We start from the raw sequence: 26,807 nt of genomic DNA, 5'->3' as shown, positions 1-26,807 counted from the left end.
TAACAGCTCTACTTTTCAATAAACTCCATTTGCATTTCTTGTATATTACTTTCTATTTGCTCTATTTGTTCTATCAACCTTTCCTCTAAGTCAAGATTACCGCTCAGCCTCGCTTCGGTTCTTTCTTTTCGTAATGCATTTAATTCTTTTAGTAACACTATATTATTCCACACAATTTCTGCAGATTTTCTCTCGTTCAGTTGGCTATTTAGTACACTAGTTTTTTCAAATACATACTTTATAACGTCAAACTGTTTCAATTCTTGTAACAAAGCCTCTTTACCAAGTTTGCTTTTGTTACTTATTACATCAATTACACGCTGTTGTAATCTTTTCATCTCATTAGTAAATTCAAAATGAGAAAATTGCTCAAAAAATATAGAACGGTTCAAGATTTCAGGAAATTCTACGGCTATACGCAAAATTATGACCTGATTTTGCTCTGCCTCAATTAGCTCTGGAGATTTGTTATGAAGATACTCACCTTTTGTTGCTCTAGTTTTACTATTAAAAATCTGTTTTTTGAAGCTACTTCTTAGTTCACTAGCCTTATTGTAAAAATAATCTCTATAATACCTTCTAATACTGCTGTTGCTAATAGTATTTACATATTCCATGAACTTGTGCTCAAGAATTGAATATTTTTCCGGAGCAAGTTTTTCATAATTTTGCAAGTTGCTATCGATTATGTGACGCCATAAATATTCAGAATGCAGTTTTGTTGAATGGTCAAGAGCAGTCAACACGTCTTCTTTCTTGCATGCCAGTTCGTTACATATATCGTATGGATCTTTATTACTCGGCAAAGTCACAAACTTTAACGTGTATCCAGGCTCTAATATTGGCAGAGCAAGTTCTGCAACTCGGGTAGCAGCATGACGTCCAGCACTATCGCCATCCATACAGATGGAGATTTCTTTAGCAAATCTCCATAGATTTTTTATCTGTTCTGCAGAAATTGCGGTACCAAGTGGAGCAACTGCATTACTAATTCCCGCTTGATGTAGCGCTATAGTGTCCATATATCCTTCAACAACAAATATGTGCTGTTTTTTACGTATTTCGCTTAAAGCAAAGTTTAATCCGTATAAATTCTCCCTCTTCTTGAAGAGCTGACTCTCTGGGCTATTTAAATATTTTGGCTGTTGCTCAGAACTCAGCGCACGTCCGCCAAAACCAATAACTCTTCCTGCAATGTTGTATATAGGAAATATCAGCCGGTCATAAAAATAATCATGAAAATTTTTGTTTACTAATCCAATATCAATTAAAATTTTGTCTTCAATACCTGAAGAGTTTAAATACTCTTTCAAACCAGAGCTTGGTGCATAACCTATCTTAAATTTATCTATGATTTCAGGTAAAATCTTGCGCTGCTTTAAATAATCTACAATGCCCTGATTTTTTTGTGCAAACCAATTTGCAGCTAAATCAAGCGCTAAAAATAGTTTATTGTCCCCTTTTGTAATACTAAGACTTTTGGGCAGTTCAACACCTGCAACCGATGCTAATCTTTCCAATGCTTCTTTAAAGCTTAATCCTTCAGTTTGTGAAATAAACTCAAATGCATCACCACTAGCTGAACAACCAAAACAGTAATATAATCCCTTAGTATTGCTCACCGAAAAAGATGGGGTTTTTTCGTTATGAAATGGACAGAGCCCAACAAAACTATCTCCTCTTTTTATTAGCCTGACTTTTTTACCTACTATGTCAGATAATAATAATTTTGATTTTATAATATCTATGTGATCCATCTTATTGAATTAGTAGTAGGATAAAAATTATATAGAATTTATACACATCTGACTCGAAATTTATTTCAAGCTTTAGGACTCCCGAAAGATCAGGAGTATTAAAACGGCTTGACAGAAAGATCAAAATAAATTACCCATATAAATATCCTTAAGTTATGCAAGATCAACTTTTTATATGTCAGATATAATATCAATTGCCTCAGATCATGCTGGTTATGAATTAAAATCAGAAATAAAATCCTACCTGGAAACCCTGGATTACACAGCGATAGATCAAGGCTGCACTGCTAAGCAAAAGTATGTAGATTACCCAGACTATGCTGTTAAAGTTGTAGAAGATATAACAAGCAAAAAAGCAAATTATGGGATATTAATTTGTGGTACAGGTTTGGGCATGAGTACTGTGGCAAATCGTTTTGAAGGAATCTACGCTGCTTTATGCAATAGTGTTGAGATCGCAAAATTAGCTCGCGAGCATGGCAACGCAAATGTACTGTGTCTTGGTGCAGGATTTACTGCGAGTGGATTAGCAAAAGACATAGTCAAACAATTCCTCGAAACAGAATTTTCAAAAGAAAGCAGACATAAAAAACGCCTTGATAAACTCAGCAATATAACCTCTAAGAAAAAAAAAACAAAAACTTATAACGAAGATGAAATATCAAAATTCGCTAAAATGGCAGGTGAATGGTGGGATGAGAATGGTAAATTTAAGCCATTGCACATGATGAATCCTATTAGAGTATCTTACATTATTGAGAAAATAAAAGAGTTAAAAAAATGCGATTTAAAAGAATTATCATTGCTTGATGTTGGATGCGGTGGTGGCATTTTATCAGAGTCAATGGCACGTGTTGGTATTAACGTTGTAGGAATAGATGTATGTGAAGAAAACATCAAAGTGGCACAGTCACATGCGAAAAAAGTAGGGCTTAATGTAGAATATATGCACACCAGCATTGAAGAGCTAAGCAATGACAAGAAGTACGACGTGGTTCTGCTGATGGAAGTAGTCGAGCATGTAGATAATTTAGAATTCTTTATGAGAAGAGCAATAGAATTGCTGAAACCAGAAGGGCTAATCTTTATATCCACAATAAATAGAACTATCAAATCCTTCTGTCTTGCAATAGTCGGCGCAGAGTACATATTAAATTGGCTGCCTAAGGGTACGCATAATTGGAATAAATTTCTCAAGCCGTCAGAAATTGCAAATCACTTAAGAGAAAATAATGTAACGCTGCAAAACATGGCTGGCATGGAGTACAACGTAATAAAGCGTGAGTGGAATTTAACTAAAGGTGTGGATATTAATTATATACTTTGTGGTTTGATGAGTGGTTAGATTTAACTCTATAAAAACACCATTTTCACTACCAATACTCTGAAGGATCTAGACCAGGTTTCTTACAGATGCCCTTACCAGTGATCACCCAGCCATTAGGACAACATCCTTGAACCCCGTTTTTCCGAGGGCCACAACGATCACGACCTATGTATTCATATTCAGGAGTAGCAACACACTTTCCATTATTCAATGTTTGTCTCTCATCAAGACAACAAACTTCTTTTCCTGTTACCTTTGTTACAATTTGAGGAGCACCAAAAAACACAGCAACAAACATACCCAGTGCGAAAAGTGCAGGCCAAGGCATTTTGCCAAATATTGCAAGCAAGCTTGAACCAATTATTACCACTGTAATCATTGGTCCACCTATTCCATGAACGTAACCTATTACATTACACATTACATCTGTTGCTCCATCAGCGTGTGCATCAAATGCATAGAAAACTATAAATAGAATTACAAGAAAATTTCCCACTGTTCTTTCAATAATCTTTATTTCATACCTGATTGTTTCTTATTTTAGTAAAATTTCAGTAAATAGCTTTTTTCAAAAATTATGCTTAACCCAATCAATATTTATTTATTACTGCCTTTTTAATACTATAATTAACTCAGTTGATTTTTATCAAAATGCTAAACCATGGATCGATTTGAGAACTTTTACATCACCACGCCAATATATTACGTAAACGACAAGCCGCATATCGGTCATGCATACACTTCTCTCTTGTGTGACGTGGTGGCAAGGTTCATGAAACTAGCTGGGAAAAATGTCAAATTTACCACCGGTACAGATGAACATGGACAAAAAATAGAAAAAGCAGCTAAAGCAAAGGAAATGCAGCCAAAAGAATTTACAGATGAAGTGAGTGTTTTATTTAAAGAATTAGCTAAGTTCATGAATTTTGAGTATGACGATTTTATTCGCACTACGGAGGAACGTCATAAAAAAGCAGTGGTAGCTTTATGGAATAGGCTTGAAGAGAGAGGACAAATATATTTGGATTCCTATTCGGGTTGGTATTCAGTTCGTGATGAAGCATTTTATCAGGAATCAGAGCTGATAGATGGCAAAGCACCAACAGGTGCTGAGGTTGAATGGGTAAAAGAAGAGAGCTACTTTTTTCGTTTTTCGAATTGGCAGGATAAATTACTAGAACTATATGAAAATCAGCCAAATTTTATCTTTCCTGAGAGCAGAAAAAATGAAGTGGTATCGTTTGTAAGATCAGGGCTCATTGACCTCTCAATCTCTCGCACTAGTTTTAACTGGGGAATAAAAGTACCAGGTAATGACAAACACGTAATCTATGTCTGGATAGATGCATTAACCAATTACCTTACATCAATAGGTTTCCCTAGTACTGAAGGTGAAGAATATAAGAAGTTTTGGGCAGAACCAGAAATACAGATTCCAGTGTCAAGCACTGTAAACCTAGCTGACAACTCTTTCAACGTTCATGTAATCGGCAAAGACATATTGCGCTTTCATGCTGTGTATTGGCCATCGATTCTCCTTGCAGCAGATTTGCCACTGCCAAAACAAATTGCAGTTCATGGTTGGTGGCTAAACGAAGGAGAAAAAATATCCAAGTCCCTTGGTAATGTCATAGATCCAATTGGCCTCGCTCAAGAGTTTGGTGTTGATCAACTACGCTATTTTCTCCTTCGAGAAGCAAGTTTTGGCCAGGATGGCAACTTTAGTAAGAAAAACATGATCAGCCGCATAAACTCAGAACTTGCAAACAATATAGGCAATTTAGTACAAAGAACGATCTCATTTTTACACAAACAATGCTCTGGAGTTGTTCCAACAGTTGATCAAAATTTATTCAAAGATAATGAGAGCTTGCCCAATTGCAAAGCTATACTAGGTCAAGTGATGGACCATTTATCAAAGTATGAATTTAACCAGATTATACTTCTAATTATCAATATCTCTTCTGAAGCCAACGCTTATATAGACAAAAGTGCACCTTGGACATTAAGCAAAACTGATAAAGAGTGTATGAATTTAGTAATCTACAAATTACTGGAATATATCAGGATAATTGGCATTTTATTGCAGCCAATCGTTCCCAAGTCAGCAGAAATAATACTCGATCAATTGCAAATTCCAAAAGAGCAACGTGATTTAAAATCTTTGTGCAACGCATGCGTAAGTTCAGGCATTACACTACCTAAACCTACGCCGGTTTTTTTGAGGGTTGATATTTGAGTAGAGAGCATATAATATGCCCTCTACTATTTTGTTTTAAAGTAACGGGCTGGTTATGCCTGAATTAGCAACAAACGATTGAGTTACGTTAACATCATCAAACGATGCTGACACAGGAGTGATAGCATAATTATAAAAAACATAAGGCAAATAACTCGCAGCTAAATAAGGCATCGCTTTTGTTGCTTGACTAGTAAGCCAATTAGCTGTGCTCACTACTTGATTAAAATAACCACTAACTTTAGTTTCTTCTTTTTCAGCCGGCTGACTTTCTGGGCTAGAAATCTCAGGATCTTTTTGGATGGTTGTATTAGTTGCTACATACGGAAGTGCAACAACTTTGAGACCTGATAAATTTTCTGTAGCCACATTCTTTTCTTCTTTCGTACTACCCCCAATACTGCCAAGTGTCTTTTTTGCTAACTCAAGTGTTCCCATTGTATACCCAACCAATATACCATAAACATTTTTTAATTTATTTCCAGCACTATTAAATTTCCCTTTTACATACTCAACTGATGTACCATAAGCATTTTTCGCACTACCTACGACATTTTTTAAGTCATTCGCAACATCACTACGGCGCTGCTTAATAGTACTATGAACGCGCCCACTACTATAGGCTTCTGCTACATATGCAAATACTTCTTGAGATGCTTCTTTGATATTCTTCATTGCTTGCGGAACAAAAGTTTTCTTGTGTTTAAGTTCTTCTATTTTTTTTTTGATTATCAATCTCCTCATTTTTTTTATTAATTTCAATTTTTTGCTTAGAATTTTCCTCCTCTTTAGCTTTTACTTCCGCTTCTTTTTTAGTCAGTTGGTCATTTTGCCCAGAAATTGTTTGCTTTTGAGCCTGTACTTTATCTTCTTCTTTAGCTAGTTGAGCATCTTTTTTAGATATTTCTTCTACTTTCTCAGCCAGTTGAACATCTTTCTCAGAAATAGTTTTGTTCTTACTAATTGCTTTATACGAAAGTGCAATAGTTACAACAGAAAATACAGCACAACCAATAATAAATGGCAGGCCAACACTTAATGCTGCAACTGGAGCTAAGAAACCAATATAAGGAGCTACAGCAAACACTCCAGATGCTAATAAAGTTAGAGTAGCCAGAGCACCAGCTACAAGATAAGGTACATTAGTTTTATTAAATATATTTCTCATTGTGTACCCCAACTAAAGTAATCAATTTATTATTAAAGATTGTAGCACAAACAAAAAGATATGTCAATAAGGATAGATATTGACAAAAGATCACTGAAGGCTATGAACTATGCCTCTCCGTGTAATCTTTAAATGCACCTCTGTTAGAGTCAAAATATAGCTTTACACTGCCAATTGGCCCATTTCTCTGCTTTGCAATAACGAGCTCTGCAATGTTTCTAATTTTTTCCATTTTCTCTTGCCATTCCCGATGTTTATTGTTTCCTTCATTTGGCTGCTTTCTTAATTCATAGTATTCTTCTCTATAGAGGAACATCACTATATCTGCGTCTTGCTCTATGCTTCCTGAGTCACGTAAATCAGAAAGTTGTGGTTTTTTATCATCCCTCTGCTCAACAGAACGAGAGAGCTGAGATAGTGCAACAACGGGAATATTCAGCTCTTTTGCAATTGCTTTCAAACCCTGCGTCACTTCCGAGATTTCTTGTACTCTATTTTCATTACTTCTTTTTGTTGTTCCTCTGATTAGCTGCAAATAATCAATGAATACCACTTCTACATTATATAATTGATACAGCAAGCGTATTCTGGTGCGAAGGGCACTAATTGATAGCGCAGGGGTGTCATCTATGATGAAAGGCAGTTCAGATAATTCTGTACTAGCATTGATAAATTCATGCAATTCAAAATCACTAATTCTCCCGGTTAATGCCTTATAATAACTAATCCCTGAATCTATAGTGATCAGCCTTGCGGTTAATTGTTCTGCTGACATTTCAAGTGAGAAAAACGCTACATAGTGTTGTTTATCTGCTCTTTTTTGCAACATCTTACAAGCATTAAGTGCGATGTTTAGCGCCAGTGCTGTCTTACCCATAGAAGGCCTTGCAGCTAAAATTAATAAATCAGATTTTTGTAGGCCACCAAGAAGCTGATTTAGATCTTGAAGTCCGGTTGTAACGCCCAGCGCTTCTGGATTATTTTTCAGTGTGCTGATCTTCTCAACTACGTCTTTAATTGAACTTGCAAGTTTTATATATGTTTTCTCACCTTGTTTTTTTACTGCTAAGTTGAACAATTTTGTCATTGCTTGTTCAATTTGCGCCTGTGCAGGATTTTCAATATCGTAGTTGTAGCTATCACCAACTATTTCTTGCCCGAGCTTAATTAAACATCTCCTTAAGTAAGTATCACGGATTATTCTAGTCAAACTATAGATATCAAGTGCAATACTTGCCTTTGCTGCAAGCTTTGCTAAGTACTCTACCCCACCACACTCGGTAAACGCTTGGTCGTTCTCAAAAAACATTTTGAGGCTTAGTTCATTGGCAACTATACCGTGTTTCCTGGTTTTGGATATCTGCGTAAAAATACTTTGATGTAATGGATCATAGAAATTTTCTGCTATGATTGTGTCTTCAACTGCATCACAGATTCTATTATCACGAATCATTGCACCAATAAGCATCTGTTCAGCTTCTAAATTATGCGGTAATTTACATATTTCCTTATCTACACTTCTTGAACTGAGGAGACTAGCTAATTCATTCATTTTAAGTTTTGAGAGTAACTGTTGATTATTGTAGAATATTTAGTCCTCATTTGAAAGACATATAAAATTTGACTAATTTCGTGTTGCCTATAGCATTAAAACTTAATGCCCCTGTGGTGGAATGGTAGACACGGCAGACTCAAAATCTGTTGCTTGCAAAAGCATGCTGGTTCAAGTCCGGCCAGGGGCACGTTAAATATTGGAAAGTATATATATGTTACATAAATTTTTTAATCGTTTATTTTCTATTTTTTCTTCTATAAATGTTATTCAAAAGGTAAAGAAAGATGAAAATGGGATATGTTATGTAACAGGACTTAGGCGCTATATATCAGTATTGCTTGATTTGATTATTATCGTTTTGTTCTTGCAGTTTTGCAGCCAAGCCTTAAATAAGCTCTTTATGAACTCAGAGGATAGCAAAATATTAAGTCAAATTGCTGCAAAATACCAAATGCAAGCGCCACTGTCTGCAGAAGAAAAGACAACGCAGAGTAGACTTATAAAATTACAAATCCTAAATCAAATAGTCCAATGCATTATGCTCTTTTGCTATGTAACATATATGTGGGTAAGGTTTGCTGCTACACCTGGAAAACTATTACTTGGGCTTAGAGTTGTGGATGCACAAACTTTCAAAAAGATGACCCTAAGACAAGCAACAAAGAGATTTTTTTCCTTTATATTGTCAGCTGCACCATTATTCTTGGGCTTTTTATGGTCAAATTTCAACAAACGCTGTCAAACTTGGCACGACAAGATCGCAGGCACAGTGGTTGTCACGAGTAAAAGCCTTAGAAGGCAGAACTAAAAACTAAAGAGCTCAAATGAAAGAAGGTAAACTCTAAAGTATACATTTAGTAGCGCTTCCTATGAGAGAAATCGTATTATCTATTCCATAAAGCTTTATGAAAGATCCCATTCTTGGACCGGTTTTTTGGCCAAGTAACGTTTCATATAATAGCTGAAACCAGTCACGTAAGTTGGTATAATCATATTTTTTTCCAATAGAAAATACCTGAGATTGAATTTCTTCAGCAGTAACAGTTGTAGATAGAGAATGTAAAATGTCCTTCAAATCTAGTAACGCTTCTTTCTCTTTTGCATTTGGAGTTTTATATGATTTTGTTGGTTTGATGAAATCGTAGTAATACTTTACTGCAAAGTCTGAAAGTCTATCAAGCATTTTATTATTTTCTGGTGTGACGCTTGGTGCATAAGTGGATATAAAACCCCAGAGAATCTCTTTGTTTTCAGCGTTACAAGCCGCCGCTAGGTTTAAAAGTAGTGAGAAATTTATGCCTGAAGTTTCTATATTGGGAACATTGCCCTGGTGGATATGCCAGGCAGGATTATTTATATCTTTTTCTTTACTCTCATTATAGCACCTTACAAACTCTAGATACTCATCGGTTGATTTTGGTATCACATCAAAATATAAACGTTTAGCTTTTTTAGGACTCTGAAAAATATACAGTGATAAACTCTCCGTTGGTGCGTAAGTTAGCCACTCTTCAATCGAAATACCATTTCCTTTTGATTTTGATATCTTCTTTCCTTCTTTATCAAGGAAAAATTCATAGCAAAATAGAAGCGGTGGCTTTTCTCCAAGTATTTCACATATCTGACTTGAAAGCACGGCAGATGGAGTCAAATCTTTTCCATGAGCTTCATAATTTACTCCAAATGCGGCCCACCTCATTCCCCAATCAGGTTTCCATTGCAGTTTACATTTTCCTTTTGTCACTGGAACTTCTATTTTTTCCCCGTTTGGGTCTTCATACGTGATTGTTCCTTTATCTGTATTTGTTTCAATTACTGGAACTTGTAAAACTTGGGAAGTTTTTGGGCATACCGGCAAGAATGGACTGTAAGTCTGCTGCCTTTCTTCCCGAAATGATGGAAGCATTACGTCCATCACTTTATCATAATTTTTCAGCAGGAGTAAAAGTTTTTCATCGTAAACGCCAGATTTATAACACTCTGTTGCACTCCTAAATTCGTATTCAAATTCAAACAAATCAAGAAATTTACACAACAACGAATTCATGTGATGACCATAACTCTCATGAGTTCCAAATGGATCGGGTATCATAGTCAATGGTTTATTTAAGTGCTCCCTTAGCATCTCTTGATTTGGCACATTATCTGGTATTTTTCGCAAACCATCCATATCATCTGAAACTGCAATGATTTTGGTTTTTATACCAGGAGCTATTTTTTTTAATGCATTTACAACAACTGTAGTGCGGAAAACCTCTCCAAAGGTTCCTATGTGGGGTAAACCAGAGGGTCCATAACCAGTTTCAAATATTATTTCTTTTTTATTAGGAAACTCTTGCAATATTTTTTCTGCTTCTTGAAATGGCCAACTTGTCATTATCTGAGTTAAATTATTAATCAATGTATCTTAACTTAAAGTGCTACTAGTTTCAATGGATTTTTAATATAATGATATAGTATTAGTGTTAGAGCTATTATTAGAAGGTTAAAGATATGTCCACAGGTAGTATACAAACAGATCAATTATTTAAAGGTCTTACAAGACCTGCAATGCTCTTTGGTGTGAGTTATATGTTTGCAATATTAAACGTCCTGATTTGCCTGCTAATTTTCATTAATTCAAATGATTTGAGAGTGATTCTCTTAATGTTACCAGGTATACATGGACTTGGCTATATAGCTTCTGCAAAAGAACCGTTGTTTATTGAATTACTTATGGTAAAATTAGGAAAGTGCTCGAAATGTTTAAATCGTTTTTATCATGGAGCCAATTCTTATGATATTGCTTAATGTTGTGTGATGCTGAGGTTTAGGGCTATTCAATCAAAGAGTAAATCTACTCTGAGCAGGGAAGTTCACGCTGCTGAATTTATTCCTTATTCTTGCTATTGGAATAGCACAACCTTGATGACAAAAGAAAATTGGTTGGTTAAGGTTATAAAATTAAGTGGCTTTGCATTTGAAACCGCGGATGACGAGGATTTAATAATACAAAATAATATCAGGAATCAGATGCTCAGAAGCATTTCATCTCCGGCATTTAGTTTGTATTTTCATACTATCAGACGTAAAAAAAATATTTTTTCTGATGAATTTGCAAGTCAAGGTTTGCCGAATTTTTTCGCTAATCACGTAAATCTAAAATGGAGAGAAAAACACGCAACAAGGCAATCATTTATTAATGACCTATACATTACGATTATCCGTAGAGCAGACACAAAAGGAGTAGAATTTTTGTCATATCTACTAAAAAAATTCGGACATGTAACTTCAAAACATGCTTGGGAAAGTGATATGCGTGCTACGTATGAAGATTTAGAGGAAACGACAAATCGTGTAGTGACAAGCCTTAGAAATTATTCGCCTAAAATTCTTGGAGTAAAAGAAACTCCAGATGGTTTGTTCTGCGAAATAATGGAGTTTCTATCTAGAATCGTAAATTGTGGCTTCGTTACAAATACGCTTTTTCCGCTAAGAACTGAAATATCAAGATACTTACCAGTACATAGGTTATTCTTTGGCCGTAAGATGATACAGGTTGTGACTCATAATGAGAGTAAATATGCTGGAGTAGTTAGTATCAAAGAATATGGAAATCATACTTCTGCAGGAATGCTTGATTCGTTTTTACAACTTCCTTACGAGTTTATAATTACGCAATCTTTTCAATTTATAAACAGGCAAATGGCGATTGGAAAAATGCAGATACAGCAAAATCGAATGATACAGTCTGCAGATAAAGCTATTTCTCAAATAGCAGAAATTTCTCAAGCGCTTGATGACGCAACGAGTGGTAAGATTGCATTTGGTCAACATCACCTGACTATTTTATGTATAGAAAAAAGTCCTAAATCATTGGATAACGCTCTGTCGTTGGTAGAATCAGAGCTTTCTAATTGCGGTGTTTACCCTGTCCGTGAGAGAGTTAACCTTGAACCAGCATTTTGGGCGCAAATTCCTGGTAATTTCGATTATATAGTGAGAAAAGCTACAATAAGTAGTCTTAATTTGGCTGGATTTGCATCTCAACATAATTATCCTACTGGTAATAAATTCAATAACCACTGGGGAGATGCCGTTACAGTTTTCGACACGACATCTGGTACTCCATTTTTTTTCAACTTTCATATAAGGGATGTTGGACACACTATGATAATTGGCCCAACTGGTGCTGGTAAAACTGTTTTAATGAATTTCTTATGTGCTCAAGCGATAAAATTTTCTCCAAGGATATTCTTTTTTGACAAAGATCGCGGTGCAGAGATTTTCTTAAGAGCACTTGGTGGTATCTATACTGTAATAGAACCAAGAACTAAAACAAATTTTAATCCTTTGCAACTTGATGACACCTCTGATAATAGAACATTTTTAATGGAGTGGATAAAGTCTTTAATTTCGGTATATAATGATAAATTTACTTCAGAAGATATTGCACGAATTAATGATGCAATTGAAGGAAATTTTAAATTAAGAAAAGAAGACAGGTTCTTGAGAAACCTTGTACCGTTTTTAGGACTTGCAGGTCCTGATACTCTAGCTGGGGCAATATCTATGTGGCATGATAATGGTTCTCATGCTGCAATATTTGACAATAAAGAAGATTTGCTAGATTTTTCACGAGCAAGAGTATTTGGTTTTGAGATGGCTAGCTTGCTCAAAGATCCTGTTGCCCTTGGACCAGTATTGATTTATTTATTTCATAGGATTAGTATATCTCTTGATGGCACTCCATCTATTATCGTTCTTGATGAGGCATGGGCATTAATAGATAATCCAGTTTTTGCACCCAAGATAAAAGACTGGTTGAAGGTACTGAGAAAACTAAATGCTTTTGTGATTTTTGCTACTCAGAGTGTTGAGGATGCAAGTAAAAGTGCTATTAGCGATACGCTTGTACAACAAACAGCGACACAGATTTTTTTACCAAATCTGAAAGCTACTAGTGTCTATCGGGATGTTTTTATGTTAACTGAACGTGAATATATATTAATTAAGCACACAGATCCGAGTACTAGATTCTTTTTGGTGAAACAAGGAGTTAATGCTGTAGTAGCTAGAATAGACTTAAAAGACCTGGATGATATAATCAACGTATTATCCGGACGTGCAGAAAGTGTTCTATTGTTACACGATATATTAAATGAAGTTGGGGACAACCCAAAAGTATGGTTGCCTATATTTTATCAGAAGGTAAAAAATGTTTAAGACTAAGCTGTCATTGCTATTAATTGCGATATTTTTACTAAATATAGACTTTTTACTCTCATATCCAGTGCTTGCAGATGGAGTAAGTGGTACTGACAAGACAGAATTTGTTAGCAGATTTAATTCCACTGGCAGTTTTAGTCGTGCCTCTAATCCTGATTGTGGAGCTTTTAAAACAGCTGCAGCACTTGCTGGAATAGCGATTGCTGTTGGCACAATATTTACTGGCATTGTCTTAATCGTCTCTTCTGGTGGTTTGTTTACCGCTCTTGTTATTGTTGGAATGATAGCTGCAATTGTTGGAGTCTGGAAAGCAATAGGGGGGCTTGTTGTTTGTGAACATAGTTTTGTTAAACACCCAGTTGCACGTGGTCATGATGGAAAATACAAAAATTTTAAATTAGAAGACACACGTTATAGTGGCTGTACCAATAAAAATTACAAAACAGAAGATGAATATTTTTCTTGTTTGCAAGATAAAGCTCGGGAAGGCGTGAACAAAAAAGACTATGACGGGAAAAGAGCAGAAAAAGAAGCCTTAAATTCTAACGTTCAGGAGAGTACAGAAAGTTATTACTGGCCAAAAAACGGTGTGCAATACAGTGAATATATAGAAATATGTCATCGAAATCCTTTAACTTTTGGTAATCTTTTTAACAAGAAAGACTTTGATTCCAGAGAAAAACCTGGATACATAGACTTTGATGTAAGGGAAAAAGATACTGGATATGTAGATGGTTCATGGTCCCCGATGGTCGATGGTAAGCTGAAATGTAAAGTTCTTAAAGCTGGGCAAAGCGAAACCATACATGGGTCAACATTTAAAGCAGTAAAAAAAATGGGCAGGTTGTGTGTGGAGCTGGGAAGTGTGAGCATGCTTGGTATCGAAATGACTCCTTGGCCGCAAGGGGTTGATATGGGGTGCACGGAATTGCCACCTGACCCACCTGCTCCTATGTGTGAAAAATCTATGATGATTTTCAAGGATAAGGCCAGTGGTAATACTGATAAGCCAATAGAAATTGATCCCAAGAAAGATTACAAAACTCTGATAAGGGAAACGGAAGAAAAAGGAAAAGTTTTTGTAGGTTATGATAATGCTGGCTGTTTTAGCTCGTATGTCTCTGAAGCTTGTTATAACCAGGCAGGGAGTAAATCATTAGCTCCTATTCCCGTGACTTCTATGATAGTGCAATGCATTAAGGAATCGTTAGATAATTTAGTTGCAGGTATTGATTCAAGTGGCAGCCTACTTAAAGATAAAGATGGACATAACAAGGGCAGTTTCTTATCTGTAGCACAAAAGAGGTTGAAAAACACTGTAACTGCTGTTTTGGTTTTAGCTTTAATACTGTTCTCTATAAAAGCTATGTCTGGTGGAGTTCGCAGCCCACAAGAAATGTACATGTTGATTATTAAATTCGCTTTAGTGATTTACTTCACAACAGACAGTACCATGTCTTATTATTATGGAGAATTAACTCGTCTCTCAAATGGTTTGTCAGAAATAGTATTGAAAGCTTCATCTGAAAGTAAAGGAATATGTAATTATGAAGCTAATGATTATAAATATAGTACAGGAAATTATAGCTACCTTGCACCTTGGGATAGGCTTGATTGCAGAATTTTATTTTATTTAGGAGCACCTTTAGATGGAATCGGTGGCAAAATTGGTACTGGAGGTGTTGCAACGTTAGCAGTCTTGCTTGGTGCTGCTCCTGTCTTGTTAGTTGCAGGTTCGGTGATTGGTATTATTTTCGCTGGTGGACAAATTTTAGTAGCTCTTGTCTGTATATTTATGGCCGTTCTGATGATGATGGTTATTTTGTGGCTGTGCTATGTATTTATTTTATCTCTAGTTGCTTTAAATGTAATTGTTATTCTATCACCTTTGTTTATTCCTATGGTTTTATTTCAACACACTAAAGGATATTTTGACGGCTGGGTGAAAGAGTTGATTACCTATAGCTTATACCAGGTTATCCTTTTTGCGTTTTTGTCCTTTATGTTCATAGCATGTGATAAAATCTATTTTAAAAATTTAAATTTTGAACTGGACGAGTCATATGAAAAGAAACAAGCAGAAACCTCAGATAGTAAGAAAAAACAGTGGTTCAAATTGAAGGATGGTGAATGTGATAAAAATGAAACTACTCTTGCATGTATGATGCAAAATTATAGCTTTAAAAAGAGCAGCATACTTGGTCTATTCTACTTTACATACATGGAGTTTGGCAGCTCTCTCATCGGAGAGTTATTAAAGTTGTGTCTAGTGTTATTCCTCTTTTACCACTTTTTAAACATTCTTCCTAACATGGCTGCTGAACTTGCTGGTAACCATAGAGCAGCACTTGGCTTAGGTCATACACCTGGACAAATGGTGGGCAAAGCTTTATCTGCTGCCAAAGCTGCTGCTGGAGGTGTTGGTCAAGCTGCTGCTGCGGCTGTCAAGAAGGCAAGAGGTACTGGTGGAGGAGGTGGAGATAGTGTTAAAGGTTCCAGCGAAAAGATTAACTAAGGTGGCGGTGATGCTAGTTAAGGTAAGTAACAGATGCTTAAACGTTTAAGTAACCAAAACTTGGGTAAGCTATGCATAAGTTTTGTGGTACTTTTTTTATTGTCTGGATGCGGGGAGGATCACTGTATTAAGCCAGAAAATTTATCAGGCTTGCGTGAAAAACTAGATACAGTGTCAACAGAGCAGAAGTGGGTTGACTCTGGTGTTTACATCTCAGATGGGATAAGAAGCGTAACAGAGATTAATATAGTGCCTAGTAAGGTTAATTTTTGTCCTAAGCAGTATGGAGATTTTGCAATTGGGCCTGGGAGAAATGACATTACATTACCATTTGCACTTGAAGCTGGTGATACGATAAGCTTTAGTGTAATTGGTAGTAAAGTGTGTCAAGATAAAGAGGATGATACAAAAATCAGGTACGTGAAAATCAATGAAAAGTGCAGCGAACAAGAAGAGAAGTATTTTGCACATGTTTTAAATCGAGAAGGATGTCAAGGTAGTATTCAAGATGGAATATGTCCTAATAAATATATAATAGGCGATGCGCAATGGTTGAATGGAAAAGAGTACTGGGATTCAGATTTTTCGAAGTTAGATCAACAAGAAGGGGGAAATATAGACTGCAGGGGGCTTTCAAGTGATCAGAAAAGCAAAATAGATACGCGCATTCTGAATTTACTCTGCGGACGTATATGTAAATTTCCTCCCGGCAGCAGAAACAAAGGTTGCGCATATATTGAATACAATAGTATAGAAGGTGAGATATTCAATGCTTTAAATTCTAGTGGTAAATCTGCTATTGCTGAAACTATTAGTAACGTATTAAAGGAAAAACAGGTAAAAACTGATATTACACTATTACGTGTCCACATGGATGGTGTAAAGTTTAAAAATGCGCAAGATGGTGGTATATGTACTAGTTGTAATCACGAGATAAGTGATAGCCATGCAATAAACTCAGAATTAATTTTTACGTTAGGTGATGGTACTGGCAAGGGTGGTTTCAACATAAGAGTAACAAAGAACCATAGCCTAAAAAATAACTTGTATATACGCGTCTCTGACAAACTTCCTGAGCATAACCCTGATGAAACCCAGGGAGATATATCTGTGGATATTAGCCAAGTTCATGACGTTCAATACATGGAAAGCTTAAAAGAAAAGTTAAAAGACAAAACAGGCACCATATATTACGGAATAAGAGACCATGGCTGCGATTACAAAAATGAAGGTCAGTTTAGCATTAACCTAACAACTAAAGAGCCACCTACAAGAACTTTTAGTGCAATCTATAATTTTTTTGACGAAAAAGTAAAAACTGCATTTTTTGGTTCCAGCTATAAAGACTCCAACGCGATTCACTCTGATACTAGTCCTGCAAAGCATCTTTACGAAAGTTTTGTAAAATCAAGCAAAACAAACACCATTAGATCTACGATAATATCGCTGTTAGTACTATACATAATCTTATATACCCTTTACTACTTTTTTGGATTAACTCATATTTCTATATATGAGTTTCTAATTATATGCGTAAAGATAGGAGTTATTACCCAGCTGCTGCAGGACAACAGTTGGAATTTTTTTTATAACAATGCATTTTCTATTTTTACTAACACCCCAAAACAGTTAATAGAAATAGCAAATTTCAGAGGCACTACTTCAAATGTTTTTGAGTTTCTTGATTTGCCGTTAAATAGATTTCTGTCATCGCATTCAGTATTATTAATAGTATCTCTTATATTTTCTGGCCCTTTGGGCATTGTATCTTTTTGCTTGGTGATTTGGGGTTTAATCACAGTGAGCTTATCTATTTTTAATGCCTTATTTTCTTTTATTACATCTATAGCAATAGTTGCGTTATTGCTTTCTTTAGCACCTATTTTTATTATTTGTCTTTTATTTGCGTATACTAGGCAGATGTTTCACAACTGGGTTAAAAATTTAGCAAGATTTGCGATTCATCCAGTAGTGCTTTTAATTTTTATATCACTGATAAGTCAGGTTATGGATTATATCATATATTCAGTATTTGATTTTGAAGTCTGCTCTACGTGTATACTTAGTATTAACCTAAAGATTTTTAACCCTTGTATCTTCTATGGTTATGCTTCCAAATATACACCTAATATTACCGCTATGATGGCTTTTGTTATTTTGGGACACGCTATGAAAGCTTTAGTTAAAGCTTCTTCGGCAATATCTGACTCGTTGTTTGGTGCTTATGTGCAAAACGAACCTGGAAAAGAATATCAACAAAGCTTAATGGGAATAGTAGGGTTAGATGAACAAAGCGTTCAAAGAAGAGTAGCAGAAGGCGGAAGAGGAGGAGGTACTTCTCAACAGTCAGGTGCGTCAAGACCTCAAATACCACAAGGGACTCAAAGGTCAACGCCTCAGATACCACAACCAGGAAAACAGCAATGATAAGTAAAAGATCACTATTATTGATACTGTGTCTTGCAATCACTGGTTGTACTATAGATTGTGTTGAGCCTGGGTTACAGAGCAGAAACACCAGCGTTAATGTGGATGTTCCAGTTCATAAAGCAGGTGAAGGAGTTAAAATTCATTGGGTTGATTCTGGTCAGGTAATTAGTAAGGGTGAGGAAATCAGATTCACCTTCGATGGATCAGTAAATTTTTGCCCTTTTAAAGAAGACAAAAATTCAAGGAAAGTACTTGTGCCAGCTAGCTTTTGTGCTGATGGCTCAGAACCAAATTATAGTAAAGCTGCAAATATTAACGATGTGCCTAATAATTATGGCGTTGATGAAAAAGGCGTAAATGAAAACGAATTGTGCGGCGGTAAAGAATTTGGCAACAATAGACTTTATGTAGACACTGGAATAAAAGTAAGTCCTGGTGACAGGTTAAGCTTTAGCTTAGTTCCCAGAAAAATAACAATTGATTATGACAATCCAGGAGGGAAAGGTATCAGCTTTGATGACAATTGTTATAGAGCTGAAGAAGGAGGTGAAAAAGTGTCAGCAAGTGAAATATTGAATGTTAGCAAGCAAGAGGGAGAGGAATTTTTTTGTGAGGGCAAGGATGGAAAGAGAAATAAAATAAAATTTTTACCTCTTGATAAAACAAAAGCAAAGGAAAGCAAAGTGCTAGTTGGCAATGGGTATACCCCATATGATAATAAGGTACATTTTAATAAAGGTTATATTCAAGACAACGAACCATGGAGATATGGTTCACTACTTGATTTACGCCGCGCTAAAATAGGATTGGAACAACTATGCGACGGAAAAAACTGTGATCCTAACGAGATAAAAAAGTACAGCTCTTATGAGCTTAACTGTTACTATCAGAACATATGTTATACTAAAGAAGGTATATGGAATTGGAGTTCAAGTAAAAGAAACAAACGGAATTGTGTCTCTTCTATAAGGTATAAGAAGTACGATAAAGGAAATATATGTGATATGTATTCTCACCTTAGAGAGGTTGAAGACAAGCTTAAGAAGATTAAAGAAAACAAAGAGGATCCAAAGCAGATTAACATTAATTTGACATCAAACACTGAAGAAGATATTTCCTGGGCTGAGGCTCTTGTTGCAAAAATTGGTGATCTTGATAATCAAGGTACTGCTAAAGGTATGCAATGTCTTCCAGATAATGAAGTAGGTGCAAGAAAGGATAATGTGTGTTCGCAAATTAGTGATAATTTTGAGGATTTTTCTCTGAAATTAAATAGTGACTATACAGTAAAAAATGTAACATCTGGTAGTAGTGTGATGCTCGCTATTGCCGATTATGGTCACTATAAAGCTAATAGGGGCGGTTACCATGTTAAAGTGACTAGATCATGTGAATACATTAATGGCGAAAAATTATATGTATATTTAGGTGATAACCCACCTAAAGATTTGCATGGTGTAGGAACTAATGATTTTAAAGTGGTAAGAGAAAGAGTAGACGGAAAAGATGAGTACACCATATTAGATGTAATAAGCGGAGAACACTTTCAGAATGAAGAATCTAAGAAGATATATTTTGGTATTGATGTAAGCAACGTAGAGAGAGATGACATTACGGACAAAAATGGCAAATATTATGAAAATAATAAGTACACAGTAACTTTATTTGTCAAAAGAAAAATTAATGATTTTATTTCATCGAATGTAAACGGGGTATTTAAACTTATAAAAGAAGAAGTAATTGGGGACAGCGTTAAAGATTCATACAAAGGATATGCAAGAGGTCTTCTTCAAGGAGTAAGAGCTTTGCTTACTCTATACGTTATATTTACTGTCGTTGGCTATATGCTTGGAACAATACAGCTAAGTAAATTTGATTTCATTGTAAGAATATTCAAGATAGCATTTATAGCTTTTGCCTTTAGCGATAGAAGCTGGGAACTTTTTGGTACAACTTTATCCAGACTTTTTATAGATGGTAGCACTTATTTAGTTGATAGCTTTTCTGGCTATATAGGGGAAGGGGGGAGAAAATTTGCATTCTTAGACTTGACAGCAGGAGTATTATTCACAGCAGAAACTTGGTTGAAGTTTTTATCGTTGATGCTCTCTGGTCCTTTTGGCTTTATTGCATTTTCGGCAATACTCTACGCTACTTTTGCGTTTTTAAAATGCATTATTAGCGCTACGTTTAAATATGTAATATCTACTGTTCTAGTAGCGTTTTTACTGTCATTAACACCTTTGTTTATCGTGTTTATTTTATTTCAACAGACTAAACCCTTGTTTGATAACTGGATAAAAACGCTGGCTCACGTTGCAGTACAACCAGTTATTTTATTTTCATCTTTATCTCTTTTAAATCAGTTGATGTATTCAGTTCTATACAATCTCACAAATTTTTCTGCATGCTATCAATGTTTAATTAGCGTAAATTTCTTATCGTATGATCTGTGCTCGATGAAATCAATACTGCCTCTTGGATACAGTCCTGGCACTAATGTTGATGTTGCACTCAGTACCGGAGAAAGGGCTGGTGGGCACTTTGCAGCGTTGCCCATAGATCTGATCCAAGCATTTATGTACTTAATTATTGCTAGTGCAATGGAATCTTTTGTTTCTATATCGGAAGCTATGGCACAAGCACTATTCAGCTCTGGTTGGGGAGTTGCTTACAGTGTTGGTAAAGTTGCCGAAAGCGCACCACAATCTATACTGTCGGCTGTTGGCCTTGATAATAAGACCCAAGGTATGATACAGAACATTAGGCAACAAGTGGGTAAAGATCGGACGGAAGTTGACGTGAAGGATAATTCCATGAGCCCTAAATCTAAAATACCAGAACAATCAGGTAAGCAAGAAGGTCCTGATAAAAAGGAGAGGGGGAGCTCTAAACCTGAAGCACCAAAACAATCAGGTCAGCAAAAAAATCCTGATGAAACAATAAGAAGTGATCCTAGTGATAAAGCTAAAAACAAGGAAGGAAATGGAGAGAAGTAAGATATGAATGATGTTATGGAGTAACTAATTAAAAAGATATTTTAAGTAAAGTTTTAGAAATTTATTTCTATATTTGGAAAAAGTTTAGATATGCAATCACGCTTAGGCAAATGTTGGTTTAGGGTATTACTTCTTGCAGCTTATATGCTGATCACAGGTTGTAGTAAGAATGATATGCCTTTTCCAAGTTGCATATCTGCTGACTATTTTGGTCTTAAACCTATTGCAGTAAGCGCTCATTTTTCAAGCGACCACGATGCGTTTATTCCAGAAGATGGAGAAGTTATTGATCCTGAAACTGAAGAAATTAATTATGGTTTCCACCATAACCAAGTGGTAAAGTGGAAAGATACTGGATTAGAAACCAATGGAGATAGCTTAATAGTGCGAGTTAATGGTGCATGGACATCTTGGAGTAATAATAACAAGAAGGAACCTAAAAAAGGCAGTTATACCTTACAAAGCTTGGAGCAGTTAAAATATGCAACTAAATTTGAAGGCAAGTCAGGTGATAATAGTCTACCTGACTTTCACTTAGTTTGTAATGATTATAAACCTAGCATACAAAAATTTTCAAGTAAGCCTAATGCAAGTTGCACTGTAAATTGCAAGTGCATTAATGAAGATGATAGCGCAAATACAGTATCACGTGGTGCTCCATGTTGGTTTACCAATGGTCATGGTGCTTATCTTTTGTTTCAAACGGGGAAAGATGATCCTAACGAAAATCTAAAGTTAATGCGCGATCCTCAATATCCTACTGTACATCTAGGTTATAACTCCACAGCAGGGGGCGACAATAAATTTTTTACTTTAGACAGAGATAACCCTAAATTAAAGGACAGAAATTGTAATGAGTTGAAGTTAGAAAAGGGATGGAAAATATATGTAAAAATATTAGATAGATATTATCTAGATAATGTAGGCGGCTACTCTTTTGAGTTTTTGGGTGGAGTACAAAAACCAGGTACCTTTGGATTTTTCAATGAAGTTTATCATTATCTAAAATGTGTATTATTGATTAACAAAAATTGCAAAGAACATTTTAATAGCAATGATCCTGCAGTTGCACAAGCTATGTTCGAAAATATAGCTGAAAAAAGTACGAGCTTTTATAATTTTGTACTTTCCTTGCTTGTTCTATTTGTAGTGATTTCATCGCTTCTTTATCTTTTTGGCATGATACGAGAAACTAAGCATGATATGCTCATCAGAATGATGAAAATCACTCTAGTAATAGTGCTTATATCTCCTGGAAGTTTTAGATTTTTCTATGATCATTTTCTCGTTCTATTCGTTAAAGGTCTTGAACAACTGATAAGTATAATTACTAATTTTGCTCCCAACATAAACACCGGAAGTATTGCTCAAGGAGATGAAGCTGCTCGTATTAAGTTGTTTAGCTTCATGGAGGACATGTTCAATAAGTTTTTTGCTTATTCTGTTTGGAAAAAGTTTGCAGCGTTTTTACATTACCAAATGTGGGCAAGCTTACTTATGATACCAGCAATTTTCATAGGGATAGTTTTATATTTCTTGCTGTGCTTACATGCTTACATAATATTTCTCTCTGGTTTTATGGGTATAGCTTTTCTTATAGCTATCATGCCATTGTTCCTGATCTCTATTTTATTTTCACCGCTGAAAAGTCTGTTTGAAGGTTGGATAAAATTCTGCATCAGCTTTTGTTTACAGTCGATTATGATATTTGCTCTCTTGTCATTACTGGCTTCCATTATAATGAATACCTTTTATAGGCAGTTAGGTTTTACTGTATGCTACAATAAATGGTTTGAGGTAAGGTTATGTGCTCCAAAATGGGTGTTTGGCGGTTTTTGTATCGTTGATAAGCAGTACTTTGGTTGGACCCCAGGGCAAATTTTCGTACCTTACACTCTTGGAGAAGCTTCTCCGCTGAACGTAGATAAGAACATAGAAGGTATAGAAAAGATAAGCAGAGAAGGTGGTACAATAAAATTTACTGGCGGTGCTGGGTATATCCTTCTTCCACCGGATTACATTAAAAGAGGTTTTCGTTATATAGATTACCCTTTCTTTAATCCAATTCCTGGCACTAAAAATAATTCAGCAGACCATTATATTGCAGAAAGTGATATGGTAGTAGATAATAGCTGTAGTGCGAAAGATTTAGTGCGTTTAACAAATAGTTTATCCCATGCGTCAGAAAAAGCTGATATCCTATTGTTAATCAACAATATAGAAAAAAAGATAGGTAGTATGGATAGTGAAATAACAAAGCACTACTGTCAATCTACACAAGATGGAACCGAATGCAACAATTATCGAAAGATGATAAATGATTATAGAAATGGTATCATAAGACTAGATCTAAAAAGTAAAATAAGGTCTTTAGTGGAAAAGGTGATTGAAAGTGATAAAAGCTGTAAATTGGAAAATTTCTCTGACTTAAATAAAGATTATCAAAATAATAGCGATTACCAAAGGGTGCAAGACATACAGAGAGGTTATTTAATCAATGCAGGAGAGATCTTTGTACTATTCTTGCTTTCATTTTTAATGTTCTCCTTACGCGAGTTCGTACAACAAATGGGCCCAAGTATAGCTGGTGGTGGATTCAGCGTTTACAATATATCTAGAATGTATGAAGCATCGCCTTTGGTTGGCATAATGGAAGAATTAAAACGGCGTTATTGGCAAGACGCAATTGGTGGAAAACTAGAATCTTTAGGTAATTGGGCTACTCATTTACCGGATAGATTAGCCGGAGGTACAGCTAATCTACTGGGTAGGATACCAAGAGTTGGAGGTGTACTGAAACATGCTATTGATGCGCCACGTAAACTTGTGAATGCTACTATTGAAGCAACAAAATTTGTGACATCGCCTGAAAATGACATTGATAAGCTTGAGGAAAAAATTTACAGGGCGTTTGGAGTTGATAAAGAAGATATTACACATAGAAGGATTGGTAAATATTTAGATTATTATAAAGGATATGTAGGGTCACATTTGGGCTATACAATAGAAGATGCTATGAAGTTTACTTGGGAGCACGGCCTTGATTCTATAGGAAAACATGGCTATGATCATAACCTACTCTATAGAGCAAAAGAATATAGGAGAGAGTTTTTAGAGAAGCTTCATGATTACACTATCGGACGTAAGAGAGAACCAGAAAAAGACAAGCTTGATCAACCACTAAAGGAAAATAAGTCTGATCAATCAAATGAATTTGCACGAGAGTTAGGCACAGAAAAATACACTAATACTCCGGAAGCTATAGAAAAACGTGCTGAAAGAGCTAGAAGAAAAAAAGAAAGAGATCAAGAAGGCAAAAATTACGACACCTCATTACTTTTTGGAGAAAATACAGAACGTGAGAATAATGAAAGGGCTGATAACAGGGGTGATAATGACGAAGAATCATAACTTTAAAGGATTAAATTATTATGGTCTGCAGCAAGACAGTGATGGTAATATAAAGTTAAATGACTACGATGACATTTTAAATGCGCGTAGGGCAAGAGTAGATCTACTATTAGACAACACACCAGACAACAATATCGACCTCACTAAATTAAATAAAGCTTTGAGTGAGAAATTTGTAGATAATCATAGTTTATTGTCTGAATTTGATAAGGAAGACAAAGAGATTGCACAAGAAAGGCTTAAGGTGTTTAATATTTTAGACAATCTTGATAATCTTGCAAACATTAAAAGTGAAGATCTATTAGAGGTTAGTTTATTACTATCAGATCTTAGCTTCGTAGAGAGAAATGTTGTACTGAATACCGATCAGAATTCCGATTTAGTAGGATTTAAAAACCTATTTGTTGAAAAAAAAGCATCTGGCGAAGAGTATAGTGATGAAGAATGTAAAAGCTTTCTCGATAACATAGATAAAATTAATACTATAATTAAGCTGGAGTTAGAAAGCAGAATTGAAGGGATAAATCATGATGAAAGAAATGATTATGGTGGTTTACAAGATGAGATTGGTCAAGCAATTAATGCAGTAAGCAAATCAGAAAAAAATAACGGATGAGTTTTGTGTTTGTGTTTTTCTTACAAGCGACTCGATAGCTTCTCTCTATTAAACTGCTAAAGCCATATTGACATTAATCATATAGTATAAATAATTAGTTATTTCGGAGCTTATTTAGTATGCTACGCATCATTGCAGGCAAATATCGTGGAAGAAAAATAACTACAGGTAAGCATTTAGCTGCACGGCCAACTATGAGTGTTGTCCGAGAAGCAATATTTAGTATACTTTCCTCAAGAAAACCTATTTATAACTTGAATGTACTTGATTTATTCTGCGGAAGTGGCTCTTTTTCATTTGAAGCACTTTCTCGCAGCGCTAAACATGCATTCATGGTGGATTCAGATTATTACAATTTACAACTGCCTAAAAAAACAGCAGAAGATTTTGGAATTACGGACAATGTCACGCTAATTTATTGCAGTGCTAACAAATTGCCACAACCTATTTCAAAGTGCGATGTAGTTTTTATAGACCCACCTTACAATAGCAATCTAGTTGAATCAACGTTGAATGGACTAGCTCACTCAGGCTGGTTAAGTGATGATGCATTGATAATTCTAGAGATTAGGAAAAACGAAGGTTTTGAGTGCAATAAAAACTTCAGTATAATCTTGGAACGTACCTACAGTATAGCAAGAATAATTTTTCTTTCTCTATTAACTTAAACTTGCATATACTCTTCATTGATGGGTTTCAGTTCTATTTTCGTCAAGCTTCCGGAGATACTACTTTTACAGTAGTCTTTTAGCTTAAAATTTCCATTAAATTCACCTTCCAACAAATATTTATGTGCTTTTTCGATAAACTGTTTCTCCTTTTCTTCGTATCTTGTTGCATTAACGTTATCCTGACGGTAAATCAAATGTTCTTTGTGATCAGCATGAATATTCTTACTCTCGCAAGGTATTGTAGGATCATGTTCAAGCACTATATTTTGTCTGAACGTTTTGCTAGTGGATTGATCATCGTCAAGTTTACCGACGAGTTGTGCTTCCTGTGGAATTACAGTATCACCTTTTCTACCAACAATCAATACAGGACATTTTGTATTCTCTATAATCTCTCGTGAATTAAATTCTAATCCGCAACGATTAAACCAAAAATTCAAGAATTTTGCAGGAAGCCATCTCATGAAAAAACCCCCTACCCCATGAGGAAAGTTATTAGTTGCATCCTTAAGTGAGCTATAAGAATTACTATGAATTAATGTTAAATAGATACCTTGTTTTTCAAATCTTTTTAAAACTTCTGCTGCAATTCCTCCTCCAAGAGAGTTAGTATCCAAAATTATATTGTTTGGATGCACACCTTTTACAAGTAACATGTTTACCATTACCATTCCAGCTTGAACTAACTTTTTACCGTTTGTTAGAAATTCATATAGCGCTACAATTTTCTTTCTTTCCAAGAGGAACTCTATAATATCCTCTATATCTTTTTCCAACTCTTGATCACAAGCTTCTGCATCTCTTTTCGAATCTTTACCTATAAGTTCTTTTTTATAACGCTTTATCCACTCAGGGCGGCTTTGTTGCATTGCTCAAGTGAAAAGAACTGGCAGTTACTGACAAAATTCATT

17 protein-coding genes, 1 tRNA gene and 1 pseudogene are annotated in these 26,807 nt (G+C 35.4%); 12 read left to right on the top strand and 7 right to left on the bottom strand.

What is annotated here, in order from left to right; translation table 11 throughout:
- Positions 1 to 8 precede the first annotated feature (8 nt).
- Positions 9 to 1,757 carry a DNA primase gene (gene dnaG / locus OM966_RS02975; RefSeq protein ID WP_264328757.1) on the bottom strand — a complete coding sequence of 583 codons (1,749 nt, stop codon included), beginning with the start codon at positions 1,755 to 1,757 and terminating at the stop codon, positions 9 to 11.
- 175 nt (positions 1,758 to 1,932) lie between these two features.
- Here dnaG and ubiG point away from each other — a divergent pair, with 175 nt between their 5' ends.
- Positions 1,933 to 3,102, top strand: coding sequence for a bifunctional 2-polyprenyl-6-hydroxyphenol methylase/3-demethylubiquinol 3-O-methyltransferase UbiG (ubiG, locus tag OM966_RS02970; RefSeq protein WP_264328756.1), 1,170 nt, complete (start codon positions 1,933 to 1,935; stop codon positions 3,100 to 3,102).
- 28 nt (positions 3,103 to 3,130) lie between these two features.
- On the opposite strand, the gene OM966_RS07330 is transcribed toward ubiG, so the two are convergent.
- A complete protein-coding gene (locus OM966_RS07330) occupies positions 3,131 to 3,580 on the bottom strand; it encodes a TrbC/VirB2 family protein (protein ID WP_264328755.1) in 450 nt (149 codons plus the stop codon).
- 165 nt (positions 3,581 to 3,745) lie between these two features.
- Between OM966_RS07330 and metG the strand changes: the two genes are divergently transcribed.
- Positions 3,746 to 5,323, top strand: coding sequence for a methionine--tRNA ligase (gene metG, locus OM966_RS02960; protein ID WP_264328754.1), 1,578 nt, complete (start codon positions 3,746 to 3,748; stop codon positions 5,321 to 5,323).
- 36 nt (positions 5,324 to 5,359) lie between these two features.
- Here metG and OM966_RS02955 read toward each other — a convergent pair whose 3' ends face one another.
- From OM966_RS02955 to OM966_RS02945, 3 genes are all read right to left on the bottom strand, one after another.
- Positions 5,360 to 6,067, bottom strand: a complete 708-nt coding sequence (locus OM966_RS02955; protein ID WP_264328753.1) for a hypothetical protein — start codon at positions 6,065 to 6,067, stop codon at positions 5,360 to 5,362.
- Positions 6,027 to 6,491: a hypothetical protein gene (locus OM966_RS02950; protein WP_264328752.1), complete on the bottom strand. Its 465-nt coding sequence runs from the start codon at positions 6,489 to 6,491 to the stop codon at positions 6,027 to 6,029. Before OM966_RS02950 ends, OM966_RS02955 begins: the two co-directional genes overlap by 41 nt.
- Positions 6,492 to 6,591: 100 nt before the next feature.
- The gene (locus tag OM966_RS02945; protein WP_264328751.1) at positions 6,592 to 8,043 is read right to left on the bottom strand and encodes a replicative DNA helicase; all 1,452 of its coding nucleotides are present in this window, start codon (positions 8,041 to 8,043) and stop codon (positions 6,592 to 6,594) included.
- Positions 8,044 to 8,150: 107 nt separating this feature from the next.
- Between OM966_RS02945 and OM966_RS02940 the strand changes: the two genes are divergently transcribed.
- Positions 8,151 to 8,233: transfer RNA gene (locus tag OM966_RS02940), tRNA-Leu, on the top strand.
- A gap of 24 nt (positions 8,234 to 8,257) precedes the next feature.
- Entirely contained in the window at positions 8,258 to 8,854 is a 597-nt protein-coding gene (locus tag OM966_RS02935) for an RDD family protein (protein WP_264328750.1), read from the top strand.
- Between the two features lie 33 nt (positions 8,855 to 8,887).
- On the opposite strand, the gene OM966_RS02930 is transcribed toward OM966_RS02935, so the two are convergent.
- Positions 8,888 to 10,423 carry a lysine--tRNA ligase gene (locus tag OM966_RS02930; RefSeq protein WP_264328749.1) on the bottom strand — a complete coding sequence of 512 codons (1,536 nt, stop codon included), beginning with the start codon at positions 10,421 to 10,423 and terminating at the stop codon, positions 8,888 to 8,890.
- Positions 10,424 to 10,539: 116 nt separating this feature from the next.
- On the opposite strand from OM966_RS02930, the gene OM966_RS02925 reads away from it, so the two are divergent.
- From OM966_RS02925 to rsmD, 8 genes are all read left to right on the top strand, one after another.
- Positions 10,540 to 10,836 carry a type IV secretion system protein VirB3 gene (locus tag OM966_RS02925; protein ID WP_264328748.1) on the top strand — a complete coding sequence of 99 codons (297 nt, stop codon included), beginning with the start codon at positions 10,540 to 10,542 and terminating at the stop codon, positions 10,834 to 10,836.
- A gap of 9 nt (positions 10,837 to 10,845) precedes the next feature.
- The gene (locus OM966_RS02920; protein ID WP_264329030.1) at positions 10,846 to 13,251 is read left to right on the top strand and encodes a VirB4 family type IV secretion/conjugal transfer ATPase; all 2,406 of its coding nucleotides are present in this window, start codon (positions 10,846 to 10,848) and stop codon (positions 13,249 to 13,251) included.
- Positions 13,244 to 15,769, top strand: a complete 2,526-nt coding sequence (locus OM966_RS02915) for a TrbL/VirB6 family protein (RefSeq protein WP_264328747.1) — start codon at positions 13,244 to 13,246, stop codon at positions 15,767 to 15,769. Before OM966_RS02920 ends, OM966_RS02915 begins: the two co-directional genes overlap by 8 nt.
- Positions 15,770 to 15,802: 33 nt before the next feature.
- Positions 15,803 to 18,196 carry a TrbL/VirB6 family protein gene (locus tag OM966_RS02910; RefSeq protein ID WP_264328746.1) on the top strand — a complete coding sequence of 798 codons (2,394 nt, stop codon included), beginning with the start codon at positions 15,803 to 15,805 and terminating at the stop codon, positions 18,194 to 18,196.
- Positions 18,193 to 21,198 (top strand): TrbL/VirB6 family protein, encoded by a 3,006-nt coding sequence (locus OM966_RS02905; RefSeq protein WP_264328745.1) that lies wholly within the window; start codon positions 18,193 to 18,195, stop codon positions 21,196 to 21,198. The genes OM966_RS02910 and OM966_RS02905 overlap by 4 nt, the downstream gene beginning before the upstream one ends.
- Before the next feature lie 90 nt (positions 21,199 to 21,288).
- Complete coding sequence (locus OM966_RS02900) at positions 21,289 to 24,609, top strand: TrbL/VirB6 family protein (RefSeq protein WP_264328744.1); 3,321 nt, start codon at positions 21,289 to 21,291, stop codon at positions 24,607 to 24,609.
- A complete protein-coding gene (locus tag OM966_RS02895) occupies positions 24,593 to 25,225 on the top strand; it encodes a WD_0853 family protein (protein WP_264328743.1) in 633 nt (210 codons plus the stop codon). The genes OM966_RS02900 and OM966_RS02895 overlap by 17 nt, the downstream gene beginning before the upstream one ends.
- A gap of 119 nt (positions 25,226 to 25,344) precedes the next feature.
- Positions 25,345 to 25,893: a 16S rRNA (guanine(966)-N(2))-methyltransferase RsmD gene (rsmD, locus tag OM966_RS02890; RefSeq protein ID WP_264328742.1), complete on the top strand. Its 549-nt coding sequence runs from the start codon at positions 25,345 to 25,347 to the stop codon at positions 25,891 to 25,893.
- Here the strand turns inward: rsmD and OM966_RS02885 are convergent.
- Positions 25,890 to 26,750, bottom strand: a pseudogene (locus OM966_RS02885) (alpha/beta hydrolase family protein); the annotation flags it as partial. The gene rsmD and the pseudogene OM966_RS02885 sit on opposite strands and share 4 nt — an antisense overlap.
- Between the last annotated feature and the right edge of the window lie 57 nt (positions 26,751 to 26,807).

This window comes from Wolbachia endosymbiont (group A) of Andrena hattorfiana, from assembly GCF_947179565.1.
Classification (GTDB): Bacteria; Pseudomonadota; Alphaproteobacteria; order Rickettsiales; family Anaplasmataceae; genus Wolbachia.
Note: the sequence above shows the minus strand (reverse complement) of the source record. Positions and strands in the feature narration are given on the sequence as shown.

Excerpts from the sequence above, each read along its gene's own strand:
- dnaG (WP_264328757.1), bottom strand. The coding sequence starts at position 1,757 with ATGGATCACATAGATATTATAAAATCAAAATTATTATTATCTGACATA.
- ubiG (WP_264328756.1), top strand. The coding sequence starts at position 1,933 with ATGTCAGATATAATATCAATTGCCTCAGATCATGCTGGTTATGAATTA.
- metG (WP_264328754.1), top strand. The coding sequence starts at position 3,746 with ATGGATCGATTTGAGAACTTTTACATCACCACGCCAATATATTACGTA.
- OM966_RS02955 (WP_264328753.1), bottom strand. The coding sequence starts at position 6,067 with ATGAGGAGATTGATAATCAAAAAAAAAATAGAAGAACTTAAACACAAG.
- OM966_RS02950 (WP_264328752.1), bottom strand. The coding sequence starts at position 6,491 with ATGAGAAATATATTTAATAAAACTAATGTACCTTATCTTGTAGCTGGT.
- OM966_RS02945 (WP_264328751.1), bottom strand. The coding sequence starts at position 8,043 with ATGAATGAATTAGCTAGTCTCCTCAGTTCAAGAAGTGTAGATAAGGAA.
- OM966_RS02935 (WP_264328750.1), top strand. The coding sequence starts at position 8,258 with ATGTTACATAAATTTTTTAATCGTTTATTTTCTATTTTTTCTTCTATA.
- OM966_RS02930 (WP_264328749.1), bottom strand. The coding sequence starts at position 10,423 with ATGACAAGTTGGCCATTTCAAGAAGCAGAAAAAATATTGCAAGAGTTT.
- OM966_RS02925 (WP_264328748.1), top strand. The coding sequence starts at position 10,540 with ATGTCCACAGGTAGTATACAAACAGATCAATTATTTAAAGGTCTTACA.
- OM966_RS02920 (WP_264329030.1), top strand. The coding sequence starts at position 10,846 with ATGCTGAGGTTTAGGGCTATTCAATCAAAGAGTAAATCTACTCTGAGC.
- OM966_RS02915 (WP_264328747.1), top strand. The coding sequence starts at position 13,244 with ATGTTTAAGACTAAGCTGTCATTGCTATTAATTGCGATATTTTTACTA.
- OM966_RS02910 (WP_264328746.1), top strand. The coding sequence starts at position 15,803 with ATGCTTAAACGTTTAAGTAACCAAAACTTGGGTAAGCTATGCATAAGT.
- OM966_RS02905 (WP_264328745.1), top strand. The coding sequence starts at position 18,193 with ATGATAAGTAAAAGATCACTATTATTGATACTGTGTCTTGCAATCACT.
- OM966_RS02900 (WP_264328744.1), top strand. The coding sequence starts at position 21,289 with ATGCAATCACGCTTAGGCAAATGTTGGTTTAGGGTATTACTTCTTGCA.
- OM966_RS02895 (WP_264328743.1), top strand. The coding sequence starts at position 24,593 with ATGACGAAGAATCATAACTTTAAAGGATTAAATTATTATGGTCTGCAG.
- rsmD (WP_264328742.1), top strand. The coding sequence starts at position 25,345 with ATGCTACGCATCATTGCAGGCAAATATCGTGGAAGAAAAATAACTACA.